At 73.6% G+C, this 13,858-nt stretch carries 10 protein-coding genes; 3 read left to right on the forward strand and 7 right to left on the reverse strand.

Annotated features, from left to right (window positions below; translation table 11 throughout):
• Positions 1-7: 7 nt before the first annotated feature.
• The 3 genes from QT381_RS03475 to QT381_RS03485 form a co-directional block, all read right to left on the reverse strand.
• Complete coding sequence (locus QT381_RS03475; RefSeq protein ID WP_289247338.1) at positions 8-1,000, reverse strand: LacI family DNA-binding transcriptional regulator; 993 nt, start codon at positions 998-1,000, stop codon at positions 8-10.
• Between the two features lie 75 nt (positions 1,001-1,075).
• The gene (locus tag QT381_RS03480) at positions 1,076-2,074 is read right to left on the reverse strand and encodes a class I mannose-6-phosphate isomerase (RefSeq protein WP_289247339.1); all 999 of its coding nucleotides are present in this window, start codon (positions 2,072-2,074) and stop codon (positions 1,076-1,078) included.
• Positions 2,071-3,078, reverse strand: a complete 1,008-nt coding sequence (locus QT381_RS03485) for a carbohydrate kinase family protein (RefSeq protein ID WP_289247340.1) — start codon at positions 3,076-3,078, stop codon at positions 2,071-2,073. The genes QT381_RS03480 and QT381_RS03485 overlap by 4 nt, the downstream gene beginning before the upstream one ends.
• Before the next feature lie 125 nt (positions 3,079-3,203).
• Between QT381_RS03485 and QT381_RS03490 the strand changes: the two genes are divergently transcribed.
• Positions 3,204-4,043, forward strand: coding sequence for a class I fructose-bisphosphate aldolase (locus tag QT381_RS03490; protein ID WP_289247341.1), 840 nt, complete (start codon positions 3,204-3,206; stop codon positions 4,041-4,043).
• On the forward strand, positions 4,040-5,188 hold the full coding sequence (locus tag QT381_RS03495; protein ID WP_289247342.1) for a Gfo/Idh/MocA family protein: 1,149 nt from the start codon (positions 4,040-4,042) through the stop codon (positions 5,186-5,188). The genes QT381_RS03490 and QT381_RS03495 overlap by 4 nt, the downstream gene beginning before the upstream one ends.
• Positions 5,189-5,195: 7 nt before the next feature.
• Here QT381_RS03495 and QT381_RS03500 read toward each other — a convergent pair whose 3' ends face one another.
• A complete protein-coding gene (locus QT381_RS03500) occupies positions 5,196-7,979 on the reverse strand; it encodes an FAD-binding and (Fe-S)-binding domain-containing protein (protein WP_289247343.1) in 2,784 nt (927 codons plus the stop codon).
• 160 nt (positions 7,980-8,139) lie between these two features.
• On the opposite strand from QT381_RS03500, the gene QT381_RS03505 reads away from it, so the two are divergent.
• The gene (locus QT381_RS03505) at positions 8,140-11,181 is read left to right on the forward strand and encodes a chitobiase/beta-hexosaminidase C-terminal domain-containing protein (protein ID WP_289247344.1); all 3,042 of its coding nucleotides are present in this window, start codon (positions 8,140-8,142) and stop codon (positions 11,179-11,181) included.
• 20 nt (positions 11,182-11,201) lie between these two features.
• Here the strand turns inward: QT381_RS03505 and QT381_RS03510 are convergent, their stop codons facing one another.
• The 3 genes from QT381_RS03510 to QT381_RS03520 form a co-directional block, all read right to left on the reverse strand.
• Entirely contained in the window at positions 11,202-11,387 is a 186-nt protein-coding gene (locus QT381_RS03510) for a hypothetical protein (protein ID WP_289247345.1), read from the reverse strand.
• 79 nt (positions 11,388-11,466) lie between these two features.
• Positions 11,467-12,117: a response regulator gene (locus QT381_RS03515; protein WP_289247346.1), complete on the reverse strand. Its 651-nt coding sequence runs from the start codon at positions 12,115-12,117 to the stop codon at positions 11,467-11,469.
• Positions 12,114-13,817: a sensor histidine kinase gene (locus QT381_RS03520; RefSeq protein WP_289247347.1), complete on the reverse strand. Its 1,704-nt coding sequence runs from the start codon at positions 13,815-13,817 to the stop codon at positions 12,114-12,116. The genes QT381_RS03515 and QT381_RS03520 overlap by 4 nt, the downstream gene beginning before the upstream one ends.
• Positions 13,818-13,858 lie beyond the last annotated feature (41 nt).

The raw sequence follows: 13,858 nt of genomic DNA on the forward strand, positions 1-13,858 counted from the left end.
GTCGGCGTCAGACCAGGGCGCCGCCGCGTCGCACGAGCTCGGTGGGCAGCAGCACGCGCTCGAGCGGCGAGTCGTCGCCGTCCATCCGGCGCAGCAGCAGCTCGGCCGCGCGCTCGCCGAGAGCCCGGGTGTCGTAGTCGACGATGAGCACCTCGAACGGCAGCAGGTGCGACACCTCGAAGTCGTCGAAGCCCGCGACGTCCACCGCGGAGCCAGCCCGCAGGATGGCCTCGACCGCGCCGACCGTGATGCGGTTGTTGGCGCAGAACAGCGCGGTCGGCGGGTCCGCCGACGCGAGCAGCGCGGATGCCGCTTCCGCGGCCTGCGCGGGACGGTGCAGGTCGGTGACGATGATGTCGGCCTCGAGGCCGGCCTCGGCGAACGCGGCCCGCGCCCCCTCGAGCCGCTCGGTCATCGTGAAGATCGCGAGCGCATCGAGCAGCAGGCCGATCCGGCGGTGTCCGCGGGCGACGAGGTCGGCGATCGCCGCGGCCGCGCCGCCGCGGTTGTCGATGAGCACCGCATCCGCCTCGAGGCCCTCGGCCGGGCGGTCGATGAAGACGACGGGCGTGCCGAGCCGGATCTCGGCCGCGAGATAGGCGTGATCGGCGCGGGTCGGCACCACGAGGAGCCCCCCGGCGCGGCGCTGGCACAGGTCGAGCGCGAGGGTGCGCTCGGTGTCGGCGCTCTCCTCCGAGCTCGCCATCATCACCTGGTAGCCGTTCTCGACCGCGACGCGCGAGACGCCGCTCGCGATGGTGGTGTAGAACGCGTTCGACAGGTCGGCGGTGACGAGCCCGATGAGGTCGGACTTGCCGGCGCGCAGGTTCGCGGCGACCATGTTGCGCCGGAAGCCGAGGCGTTCCATGGACGCCTGCACCCGCTCCGCGAGCGCCGGATCGACCGTGGGCACCAGGTTGATCACGCGGGACACGGTCTTGAGGCTCACGCCCGCGTCGGCGGCGACGTCGACCATGGTCGGTCGCTCGCTCCGCGCCATCCGTGCCCCCTCGATCCCTCGACCGCGCCGTCGCGATCCGCCCCATCGTATCGAGCGGGCCCGAGCCGGGCCGCGTCAGCGCGGTGCGGGCGGGCGGCAGACGAGCACCTCGCCGTCGCCGACGAGGCGGGCGGGGCCCGCGCTCCACGGCACGAGCGCCGTGCTGCCGGCGGGCAGCGCGGGCCCGTCGTCGCCGAGGCGGAACGCGCCCCGCAGCACGACGACGACCGCGAATCCCGGCTCGAGCACCGGGTCGGGGCCGATCCGGTGCTCGAGCCGGAAATACCGGTTGGATGCCGCGGGAAGCACCGAGCCGCCCTCGCCGGCCGGGCGCACCAGCTCGTCGAGCTCCGCAGCGGACCGGGCGCGCAGCTCGATCGCGTCGAGCGCGACGTCGAAGCCGAGACCGAGGTGACCGTCGCGCGCCCCGTCGAGCGCGAAGTCGCGCCACTCCACGAGGATCGACAGGTCCTCGGGCTGCTGCAGCTCGACGAGCAGGATGCCGGCGCCGATCGCGTGCAGCACGCCCGGCGGCACGAACACGACGTCACCGGCGTCGACGCGGCGCCGGTGCAGCCGCGCCAGGAGCGCCTCGGTGTCCTGCGCCGCGACGAGCGCCTCCAGCTCGGCGCGCGGCAGCTCGTGCTCGAGGCCGAGGTGGATCTCGCCGCCGCTCAGCAGGTACCAGGCCTCCGCCTTGCCGTGGGCGCGGCCGAGGGTGCGGGCGGCGAACGCGTCGTCCGGGTGGGCGTGCACCGGCAGTCGCTCGCCCGCGTCGAGCAGCTTCACGAGCAGCCGGGTGTCGGCGCCGAACGCGGCCACGTGCTCGGGACCGAGCCAGCGCTCCGGCTGCTGGGCGACCGCCGCGGCGAGCGTGCGCCCGTCGGGCAGCGTCGTGAGCCCGAGGCGCGCCTCGCCCGCGAGGGTCGTCGTCGAGGCCACCCAGTCCTCGGGCACGCGCTCGCCCGCGTCCGGCTCGCCGCGGAACCGGGCGATGCCGGCCCCGCCGCGGTAGAAGCGCTCGGGCGGGCGGTTCGAGGGCAGCAGCACGACATCCGTCGTCGACGCGCTCATGCCGACACCCCGCTCACCGCGCCCATGGCGTGCAGGGCGCTGTCCTGCGCGAGCCGCATGGCGCGCTCGGCGCTCTCGCCGCGCAGCATCGCCGCGAGCAGCCCCGCCGTGGAGGCGTCCCCGGCGCCGTTCGTCGATCGTGCGTCGGGAGCGCTCACCGCGGGGCGGTGCAGGCGCCGCCCCGCCCAGTCGTGAGCGAGGCCGGCGAGCACGGGCCCGGCGGCGAGCAGGCGTTCGACGGATGCGGCGCCCAGGTGCAGTCCGCCGGCCCCCGCCGAGATCGCGACCACGCCGACGCCGGCCGCCAGCAGCTCGTCGACGAGCGCCTCCGCCCGGGCGGGCGAGTAGGGCTCGCCGAGGCGCAGCGCCGACGACAGGTCGTCGAAGCTCGGGCTGAGGATGTCGGTGACCGGGGCGATCGACGCGAGCAGTGCGCGCCAGTCGGTGCGCGCCGCCGACGACTCGGAGTCGACGACGGCGAGGTCGAGCGAGGTCGTGGCGCCGGCCCGGCGGGCGCGCTCGAACAGCCGGGCGATCGGGGCGCCGCCGTGGGCGAGCGTGGCGGGAAGCAGCGAGGGGTACCCGAGGTGCACGAGCGCCGCGCCGCGCGGATCGACCTCGTCGCCCGTGAACCGCGCGTTGGCGCCGATGTGGTGCCAGAACGTGCGATCCCGCCCCGGCGGCTCGACGACGATCGAGTACGAGGTGGACGAGTCGGCGTCGACCGCGAGGCCGGAGGCGTCGATGCCGTCCGCGTCGAGCACGTCGCGCAGGCTCGCGGCGAGCGCGTCGTCGCCGACGCGCCCGACCGCCGTCACCGCGACGCCCAGGCGCTGCAGCTCGCGGCCGGTGTTGGCGACCGATCCGCCGGCGCTGCAGCCCATCGATCCGACCTCGATGAGGTGGCCGGGGCGCAGGTACGACTCGTCCGGCGCGGCGGGCGAGTCGCGCAGATCGGGCGCGAGGTCGAGGCAGACGTGGCCTGCGACGATGACGATGGTCACGGCGTTCCCTCCACTGGACAACGTTGTCTCAGTGAGATTAGTGTGGATTCGGCCCGGCGGCAAACCGTTCGTGATCGCGAACGGCCGCCGAGGTCCGATTCCGTACGACGAAGGACCCCACCGCAATGACGCCGTTCCGCCTCAACAGACTCTTCGATCCCCGATCCGGCCGCGCTCTCGACGTCGCCGTCGACCACGGCTTCTTCGGGGAGCCCTCGTTCCTCACCGGGATCGAGAACATGGATGCCGTGGTCGCGGCGCTCGTGGCCGCCGGCCCCGACGCGATCCAGCTCACCGCCGGCCAGGCGCGGCTGCTGCAGCGCGTGCCCGGCAAGGACAAGCCCGCGCTCGTGCTGCGGACGGACGTCGCGAACGTCTACGGACGACCGCTCGACCCGCACCTGTTCAGCCACCACCTCCCGCACGCCATCGAGGAGGCGGTGCGCCTCGACGCCGTCGCCGTGTGCGTGAACCTCATGCAGCTGCCGGACCGTCCCGAGGTGCGCGAGGCCGGCATCCTGTCGATCATGGCGCTGCGCCGGGAGGCCACGCGCTACGGCATCCCGCTCATGATCGAGCCGCTCGTGATGCGCGGCGGCGACGCCGGGGGATACCTCGTCGACGGCGACACCGCGAAGATCACGACGCTCGTGCGCCAGGCGCGCGAGCTCGGCGCCGACCTGATCAAGGCCGACCCGACGGACGACATCGAGGACTACCACCGCGTCATCGAGGTCGCGGGCGACACCCCGGTGCTCGTGCGCGGCGGCGGCCGGGTCGACGACCGCACGCTGCTCGAGCGCACCGTCGCGGTGCTCGACCAGGGCGCGCGCGGCATCGTCTACGGGCGCAACATCATCCAGCATCCGTCGCCCACCGCGATCACCCGCGCCCTGCTCGCGATCCTGCACGAGGGCGCGAGCGTCGACTCCGCGCTCGCGATCGTCGAGGGGGCGGCCGCGTGAGCGCGCGCGAGGTCGGCATCGGCATCATCGGCGGCGGCCTGATGGGCCGCGAGATCGCCGCGGCCCTCGAGCGCTGGCCGGCCCTCGTCGACCACCCGGTGCGCCCGCGGCTGCGCGCGGTGTGCGACCTGAACCCGGCCGTGCTGCCCTGGTTCGAGCAGATCGGCTCGGTCGAGTCGCTCGTCACCGACTACCACGACCTGCTCGCCGACGACCGCGTCGACGTCGTCTACGTCGCGGTGCGCCACGACCTGCACGAGCAGCTCTACGTCGACACCGTGCGGGCGGGCAAGGCGCTGCTCGCCGAGAAGCCGTTCGGCATCGACGAGGGCACGGCCGAGCGCATCGTCGAGGCGATCGACGACACCGGCGCCTTCGTGCGCTGCTCGAGCGAGATGCCGTTCTTCCCCGGCGCGCAGGCGGCGCTCCGCTACCTCGCCTCCGGGGCGGTCGGGCGCATCATCCGCGCCCGCAGCGCCTTCCTGCACTCGAGCGACCTCGACGTGACGAAGCCGATCAACTGGAAGCGTCAGGCCCGGTTCTGCGGCGAGGCCGGGGTGATGAACGATCTCGGCCTGCACGCCTGGCACCTGCCGTTGCGCCTCGGCTGGACGCCGCGCGTGCTGAGCGCTGCGCTGCAGGACATCGTGCCCGAGCGTCCCGGCCCCGACGGCACGCTCGTGCCGTGCGACACCTGGGACAACGCGGCGCTCCGCGGGCCGGTCGAGCACGAGCTCGGCGAGTTCGTGCTCGACGTGGAGACGAAGCGCATCGCTCCCGGGAACAAGAACACCTGGCTGTTCGAGGTCGAGGGGCTCGACGGCGGCGTGCGCTTCTCCACCGCCGACCCGATCGGCGTCGAGCTGTTCCGCGTGATCGACGTGCCGGGCTCGGGGTCGGAGCAGAGCTGGCAGCGCATCGAGGTGGGCAGTCAGTCGGCCTGGCCGACCGTGACCGGGGGCATCTTCGGCACCGGGTTCTCGGACGCGATCCTGCAGATGTGGGCCTCGTTCCTGGCCGAGTGGGCGGGGGAGCTCGCCGACCGCTTCGCGTGCGCGTCGCCGCGCGAGGCGCTCGCGAGCCACCGGATGGCGCGGGCCGCCCTGCGCGCGCACGCCGAGGGACGAGCGGTCGCACCGGTCTGACGCCGGGTCAGGGGCGCGTCGCCTCGTCGAGGAGCTCGAGGATGTGCCGGTACGGCGAGCCCGCCGCCCGGCGCATCCCGATCTCGCAGGTGCGGTTCGCCGACGCGTAGGCGTCGAACGACCGCTCCCCGACCTCGGCGGCCTCGGCCCGGGTCGCCGACGCCGTGAGCTCCGGGTGCAGCAGGCCGCGATCGCCCGCGAACGCGCAGCAGCCCCAGTCGGCCGGCACGTGCACCTCGTCGGCGATCGCCGCGGCGAGCGCCCGCAGCGCCCCGTCGGCGCCCAGTCTCGTGGTCGAGCAGGTCGGATGCAGGGCGAGCGAGCCGAGGCGCCGCCGCACCGTGAGGCGGGGCAGCAGCACGGTCGCGGCGAACTCGACCGCGTCGAGGATGCGGGCGTCGTCGTCCCCGGCGCGCTCGTGCATGGTCACGAGGCCCTCGGTGCACGAGGCCGCATCCGTGAGGATCGGGATGGCGCCGCCCCCGGATGCGCGCGCGAGCGACGCGCGGACCCGGGACGACATCCGCTCGTAGCCGCGGTCGTGGCCCTTGGACTTCCACGGCGTGCCGCAGCACAGGCCGGCGACGTCGTCGGGGATCACGAGCGCGACGCCGGCCCGGTCGGCGAGGGCGCGCAGTGCCGCGCTCGCGCCGGGCGTGTCGTCCTCGGTGCCGAACATGCTGCCCACGCACGCCGGCAGCAGCACGGCGCTCGCGGCGTCGGCGCGGGCGTCGTGAGCGGTCGTCGGCCGCCGGCGCGGCCCGCCGGGCGGCAGGCCGGCGTCGTAGCGCGGCACGGTGTCGGCGCCGAGCACGCTCCGCGCGACGTCCGTCACCGCGGTGACGAGCGGCGCCGGTGCGCGGTCGGCGACGGTCAGGGCGAGGGATGCCGTGGGCACCACCGCGCCCCAGCCGCGCGCCGCGGCGTCCCAGGCCGTCTCTTCCAGGGGCTTCTGCGCCGTGTGGCGCAGGCGGCGCACCAGGTCGCCCGTGTTGATGCCCACGGGGCAGGCGACCGCGCACATGCCGTCGACCGCGCAGGTGTCGACGCCGTCGTAGCGGTACGAGGCGTCGATCGCGCGCACCGTCGCCTGATCGCCGCGACCCTCGGCCGCGGCGCGCTCGCGGCGCAGCACGATCCGCTGGCGCGGCGTGAGCGTGAGGTCGCGACTCGGGCAGCCCGGTTCGCAGTAGCCGCACTCGACGCACCGGTCGACCTCGGGCTCGACGGTCGACGCCGTGTCGAGATCGCGCAGGTACGACTCCGGGTCGTCGTCGAGCAGCACGCCCGGGTTGAGCACGGCCGCGGGGTCGACGAGGGACTTGATCTCGCGCATGAGCGCGTAGAGCTCGTCGCCGAACTGCCGGCGCACGAACGGGGCCATCACCCGTCCGGTGCCGTGCTCCGCCTTGAGCGAGCCGCCGTGGCCGAGGACAAGGTCGACGAGGTCCTCGGTGAACCCGCGGTAGCGCTCGACCTCGAGCGGGTCGTCGAATCGCTCGGTCAGCATGAAGTGCAGGTTGCCGTCCTTGGCGTGCCCGAACACCACGGCGTCCCGGTAGCCGTGGCGCTCGAACAGCCCGACGAGCCCCTCGCAGGTGGCGAGCAGCTGGTCGGCGGGGACGGCGATGTCCTCGAGCAGCGCGGTGGTGCCGCTCGGCCGCGCGCCGGCGATCGTCGCGTACAGGCCCTTCCTGGTGTGCCAGAGGGCGGCGCGCTCGGCCGGGTCGGCGGTGAACGCCACCGGCTGCGTCAGCGGGAGCGCGCCCAGCATCCGCTCGGTCGCGGTGACCGCGCGCGCGAGCTCGTCGGCGGACTCGCGCTGGTGCTCGATGAGCAGGGCCGCGTGCTCGTGCACCTCGAGGTCGGCGATCGCGGCGGGCGCGTCCGAGCGCCCGGCGACGCGGAGCGAGGTCGCGTCCATGAGCTCGACGGTGGTGAGCCCGGTGGCGACGAGCGCGGGCAGCGCCCCGGCCGCGCTGCGCAGGTCGGGGAAGACGAGGAGCGCGGTCGCGACGTGCGACGGCGCCGGCACGGTGCGGAACGTGACGCTCGCCACGAAGCCGAGGGTGCCCTCGCTGCCGACGAGGAGGTGGGTCAGGATGTCGACCGGGCGCTCGTGGTCGAGGAGGGCGTTCAGGCCGTAGCCCATGGTGTTCTTGATGGCGTACTGCCGCCGCACCTCGGCGACGAGGTCGGGGCGCGCGAGCAGCCGCGCGCGCAGGTCGGCGAGGCCGGCGTGCAGCGCGGGCTCCGCGCGGCGGAGCGTCTCGTCGGCGTCGTCGGCCGCCGAGTCGATGATCGTGCCGCTCGCGAGCACGACGACCATCGAGTCGAGCGTCGCGTAGGCGTTCGCGTGCGTGCCGCACGCCATGCCGCTCGAGTTGTTGGCGATGACGCCGCCCACCGTGCAGGCGATCTCGCTCGCCGGATCCGGCCCGAGCCGGCGGGCGTGCTTCGCGAGCCGCGCGTTGACCTGGCGCACGGTCGCGCCGGGCTGGGCCGTGACGCGCGCGCCGTCGGGGGAGATCACGATGCGGCGGAACTCGCGGCGCACGTCGACGATGGTCCCGCGCCCGCTCGCCTGGCCGGACAGGCTCGTGCCGCCGGAGCGGAACGTGACGGCGCGGCCGTCGGCCGCGCTCGCCCTCAGCACCCGCGCGACGTCTTCGGCGTCCTCGGCGATGACGACCCGCGCCGGCACGAGCCGGAAGTGCGACGCGTCGTGCGCGTACGCCAGGCGGGTCGCCAGATCGTCGCTATCGCGGTGGGCGGACGGGGAAAGGGGCACGACGACCTCCGGTGAGACAACGTTGCCTCACCGTACACAGTCGAGCCGCCGGCCCGCTAGCCGGACCTCTTGACGCCGTCCCGGTTCGACGCCTACAGTCTCGGCAGCAGTGAGTCCAACGTTGTCTCGCTCCTGATCCATCGCGTGAGGATGTGGTTCGATGAAGAACATCCGCTGGGCTCACCTGCTCGCGGTCGGCCTCCTGGGCGGCGCGCTGATCCCCGCGGTCGCGCCGGCGCAGCCCGCGTCGGCGGCGACCGCGAGCACCATCACGGTGCAGCCGAGCCAGGTGGTCAATCCCGACTTCTACGGCGTCGGGGTCGACATCATCCCGTCGGCGCTCATGCCGAACAACCGGTCGCTCGGCTACGACGACGCGTACTGGCAGATGGACCAGAAGCGCATCCAGACGCTCAAGCCGAAGGTGGCGCGGCTCTGGTTCCAGCCGGACTGGTTCGAGACGGCGAAGGGCACCTACTCGTGGACCACCACGAAGATGCAGGCGTTCTACCAGTATCTCGACGCGCTCCAGGCGGCCGGCACCGAGATCGAGCTCAACTACGGCTGGAAGGTCGGCCGCGACATCCAGAGCTGGTACGACCTGCCGGGGGTGCCGCCGGACATCAGCGCACCCGCCGACCTCTCCGACTTCGCGGCGGGCGCGTCGGCACTGCTCGACCAGCTCATCACGGTGCGCGGCTACAGCAACATCGCCTACCTCACGTTCTACAACGAGCCGAACGGCTCGTGGGACTTCGCCGCGCCGAGCGACGAGGTGGGCTACTACGCGTCGATGGCGCGGGCGGTGCACAACCGGCTCGTCGCCGACGGGCGGCGGAACCTCGTGAAGATCTGGGGTCCCGAGGAGTGGAACTCGCTGCCGTGGACGCAGTACATGGCCGATCACGCCGACGACGTCTTCGACGCGTACAGCTTCCACGTCTACGGCGGCACCTACTCGAGTCTGAGCACCGAGATCTCGAGCCGCCGCGACGCGGTCGGCTCCAAACCGCTCGTGCTCAGCGAGTTCGGCTTCCAGGGCACCTACGACAGCTGGTGGGATGCCGGCTACGCGAACTACGTCATCAAGGGCGCCAACGAGGGGCTGTCGGCCGCGCTCGTCTGGCAGCTCAACGGCGTGTGGCTCGAGGATCCGCAGGAGGAGACCGACACCAACGACACGTACACGCTGTGGGACACCCTGCTCACCGCGGCGAGCCCCAACCCGCGGTACTACGAGGCGGGACTGCTCGAGCGCTACATCCCCGCGCACAGCCAGGTGGTCTCCACGAGCACGGACTCGGATGACGTGCGCGCGGCGGCCTTCACGACTCCCGGCGGCGACTACACGGTCGTCGTCGAGACGAACGAGGGCACGGATGCGCGCGCGCTCACGGTCGGCTTCTCCGGCACCGCGGTCGGCAAGACGTTCCGCCGCTTCGTGTACAACGAGGACGTCACCCCCGAGCCGAACGCGCTGCTGCCCGCCGCATCCGGCAGCTTCAGCACGGGATCGAGCTTCACCGACGGCGGCGTGAGCGCGCAGCGGAACGTCATCGTGTACACGACGCTCGCGCCGCAGGGGCAGATCGCGGTCAGCCCGACGAGCGCGACCACCACGAGCGGCTCGACGGTGCAGCTGGGCGCATCCGTCATCGACGTCAGCGGGGGCGTCGACTGGAGCGTCGTCGGGTCCGGGAACGGCAGCGTGACGAGCGCCGGAGCGTTCACGGCGCCGACCGTGACCGAGCCCCGTCGCATCGCGATCCGTGCGACGAGCACCGCCGATCCGTCCGTCTCGGGGATCGCGCTCGTGCTCGTGAACCCGGCGCACGTGGCCGGCACGGTCGATCTGCCCGAGTTCGATCTCGCGCAGGGCACCTATGCGGGCAGTCGCACGGTGACCATCAGCACCGCGACGAGCGGCGCGAGCATCCGGTACACGATCGACGGCACGACGCCGACCGCGAGCTCTCCGCTGTACGGCGGCCCGCTCACCGTGAGCTCGACACGCGTGATCAAGGCCAAGGCGTTCGCCGCCGGGCTCACGGCCTCGGGCACCGCACAGCGCCTGTATCGCATCCTGTCCGCCGCGGACGGGCCGGCCGGGTCGACATCGTGCGGGTTCCAGGACGCGGTGTGCGCGTTCCCCGGGATCGCGACGGTGTACTACGGCGCGAACGGCTCGTACTACTCGGCGGTGTTCGATCGGCGCACCCGGTGCGACGACCGCACCTTCGGCGGCGACCCGGCACCGGGCACGCAGAAGCGCTGCTTCTACGTGCCGTCGAGCATTGCGCGCGCCGACAAGCCGGTGATCGCTCCCGGATCGGGCGCGTACTCGGAGCCCAAGACCGTGACGATCTCCGCGCCCGCGAGCGGGGGAACCGTGCACTACACGATCGACGGCACCCTGCCGACGACGTCGTCGCCGACCTACACCGGCTCGTTCACCGTGTCGTCGACGGCGACCGTCAAGGCGATCACCGTGCGGTCCGGCGTGGCCGACTCGCCGCTGGCCGTCGCCTACCTGGACGTGACGGACACCACGGGAGGGCCGAGCGGCTACACCTACTGCGCGGGCGAGTTCGGCACGTGCACGTTCAGCGGCACGCGGAGCGTGGCGTTCGGGGCGGACGGGTCGTTCGACTACGGCACGTTCACCGGGTCGGTGCAGTGCGCCGCGTCCAGCTTCGGCGGCACGGACCCGGCGCCGAACCGGCAGAAGAAGTGCTTCTACCAGAGCTCGGCGCCGGTGACGGTGGCGGCGCCGACGTTCAGTCCGGCGGGGGGCACGTTCTCGTCGGCGCAGTCGGTGTCGCTGTCGTCGTCGACGAGCGGGGCGAGCATCCGGTACACGACGGACGGGTCGACGCCGTCGTCGTCGTCGACACTGTACTCGGGGCCGATCGCGGTGACATCGACGACGACGATCAAGGCGATCGCGCTGAAGTCGGGCGCGACGGACTCGGCGGTCGCGTCGGCGACGTTCACGATCTCGGGCGGGTCGGGCGGTCCGGCCGGGTACACGGAGTGCGCGAACGAGTTCGGCACGTGCACGTTCAGCGGCACGCGGAGCGTGGCGTTCGGGGCGGACGGGTCGTTCAACTACGGCACGTTCACCGGGTCGGTGCAGTGCGTCGCGTCGAACTTCGGCGGCGACCCGGCCTACAACGTCGCGAAGAAGTGCTACGTGAGCTGACGACGTCCCGACGTCCGGCACTACGCGGCGTCGGGGCCCTCGTCGCTCGCGGCGCCGATCGACGTCGACTGGCCGGCCGAGGCCGGGGTGGAGCGGGCGTGCGCGGTGCGCATCCGGTAGGCGCGCTTGAGCGAGTCCCACTGGTCCGCGGATGCGAGGCGGCGGGCGCCGACGGACGATGCGCTGGGGGAGGAGTTCGTGGTCACCCGTCAAGCGTCGCGAGCGTCTCGATCGCCGAGGGGGCCATTGGTCCCGCGTCCCGGGCGTGCGCGCCGGCCGGCCGGGTCAGCGGCCGCGGTCGAGCCGGCCGCCGAGCTGCACCGCGGCCGCCTGGGTGCGCCGCTCGAGACCGAGCTTCGCGAGGATCGACGACACGTAGTTCTTGACCGTCTTCTCGGCGATGCGCAGCTCCTCGCCGATCTGCCGGTTGGTCAGCCCGCGCGCCACGAGCTCGAGGATCTGGTGCTCGCGGGCGCTCAGTGCGCCGAGGCGGGCGTCGGCGGGCACGTCGGCGCGCATCCGTTCCACGAGCCGGCGCGTGAGCACCGGGTTCATCAGGCTCGCGCCCGCGGCCACGCGGCGGATCGAGTCGAGCAGCGTCTCGCCGCGGATGTCCTTGAGCACGTATCCGGCGGCGCCCGCGACGATCGCCGACGACATCGCCTCCTCGTCGTCGTAGGCGGTGAGCATGAGGCAGCGCACGTCGGTCAGCCGCGACCGCACCTCGCGGCACACGTCGATGCCGCTGCCGTCGGGCAGCCGCACGTCGAGCAGCGCGACGTCCGGGGCGGTCGCGACGATGCGCGACACGGCCTGTGCCGCGGTCGACGCCTCGCCGACGACCTCGAGGTCGGGCGTCGCGTCGAGCAGCTCGGAGATGCCCCGGCGCACGATCTCGTGATCGTCGACGAGGAACACGCGGATGGGCTCGGTCACTGGTCCTCCTCCGTGATCGGCACGATCCAGGTCAGGGTCGTGCCGGACTCCCCGGTCGCCACGGTGAGCGAGCCGCCGCGGCGCACCGCCCGCTCCTCGAGGTTCGCGAGCCCGCTGCGCCGGTCGCTGCGGATGCCGACGCCGTCGTCGGCGATCTCGAGCACGACGGCGTCGTCGGTCACCGTGAGCGAGAGCGCCGTGTGGTCGGCCCGGGCGTGCTTGGCCGCGTTCGTGAGCGCCTCGCGCGCGACCGCGAGCACGGTGTCGGCGAGGTCCCCGGCGATCGCGAGGTCCACCGGCCCCGCGAACGACACCGAGGGCGCCGCGGGCAGCGCCGACGCGAGCTCGCTCGCGAGCTCGATGAGCCGGTGACGGATGCCGTCCCGGCTCGACCGGGTGGGCGGCGTGAGCGCGAAGATCACCGTGCGGATCTGCGCGATGGCGTCGTCGAGCCGCCCCACGACCGGCACGAGGCGGCGCGCGATCTCGGTCGACTCGATCGACCCGGCGATGCTCTGCAGCTCCAGCCCGCTGCCGAACAGCTGCTGGATGACGTGGTCGTGCAGGTCGCGGGCGATGCGGCCGCGGTCCTCGGCGAGCAGCATCGACTGCTGCGCGGCCTTCGCCCGCAGCAGCTCGAGCGCGATGCTCGCCCGCCCGGCGAAGTCGGTGGCCATCTCCAGGTCGGATCGCGCGAACCGGGCGCGCCCGCTCGCGCGCGCCACGACGAGCACGCCGTCGGGCGAGCCCGCCGCGTGGAACGGCACGCCGAGCACCGGTCCGATCGCCCGCCCGTCGCCGAGCGGCCGCGCGCGCCCGGACGCGTCGTCGACGAGGGCCGGACGGGCGTCCGCGATGAGCTCGGCGGCGAGGGACCCCTGCCGCGGCACGCGCGCGCCCGCCAGGTCGGCACCCGCTCCCGCGGACGCCGCGACGCGCAGGTCGGCGCCGTCGTCGACGATGACCGCGACCGTATCCGCCTCGGCGAGCTCGAGCACGTGCTCGGTGAGGATCGCGAGCGCGTCGTCCTGCTCCGCGGAGAGCATCGCCGCGGTCACGTCGGCGGCGGCCGCGGCCCAGGCCCGGCGCCGCTCGGTCTCCGCGAACAGCCGCGCGTTCTCGATGGCGAACCCCGCGGTGGCGGCGAGGGAGGCGACGAGCTGCTCGTCCTCCGGGGTGAACGGGCCGCCGATGCGGTTCGTGAGGTACAGGTTGCCGAAGACCTCCTCGCCGACCCGCACGGGAACGCCGAGGAAGCTGTCCATGGGCGGGTGGTCGCGGGGGAAGCCCACCGAGCGCGGGTCCTCGGCGAGGTGCCGGATGCGGATGGGCGACGGATCGTCGATCAGGGCGCCGAGCAGCCCGTGCCCCTCGGGCAGGTGGCCGATGCGCTCCGCGAGCTCGTCGCTCATCCCGACGTGCAGGAACTCCTCCAGGCCGCCGAGCGGGGAGATGACGCCGAGCGCGCCGTACTGCGCGCCGACGAGTTCGACGGCGGCGTCGACGATGCGACGCAGCACCGCGGTGAGCTCGAGCTGCTCGACGACGGCCTGGTTGGCGCGCAGCAGCGCGCGCAGCCGGCCCTGGGTGCGCAGCACGAGCTGGGCCTGCGCGACGAGCTCGTCGAGCGCCCGGTCGAGGTCGCCGCGCGGCACGTCCGCGAACGAGAGCGGCTCCTGCTGCGAGGGCGACGAGCTCACCGGTGTCCCTTCGGCTACCGACCGGACGTGCGGACCGATCC

It is taken from the genome of Galbitalea sp. SE-J8 (genome assembly GCF_030345695.1).
Lineage (GTDB): Bacteria > Actinomycetota > Actinomycetes > Actinomycetales > Microbacteriaceae > JAUASV01.

What these genes read in the sequence shown, in the direction of transcription:
- QT381_RS03505 (WP_289247344.1), top strand. Translation starts at nt 8,140, where the DNA reads ATGAAGAACATCCGCTGGGCTCACCTGCTCGCGGTCGGCCTCCTGGGC.
- QT381_RS03480 (WP_289247339.1), bottom strand. Translation starts at nt 2,074, where the DNA reads ATGAGCGCGTCGACGACGGATGTCGTGCTGCTGCCCTCGAACCGCCCG.
- QT381_RS03475 (WP_289247338.1), bottom strand. Translation starts at nt 1,000, where the DNA reads ATGGCGCGGAGCGAGCGACCGACCATGGTCGACGTCGCCGCCGACGCG.
- QT381_RS03490 (WP_289247341.1), top strand. Translation starts at nt 3,204, where the DNA reads ATGACGCCGTTCCGCCTCAACAGACTCTTCGATCCCCGATCCGGCCGC.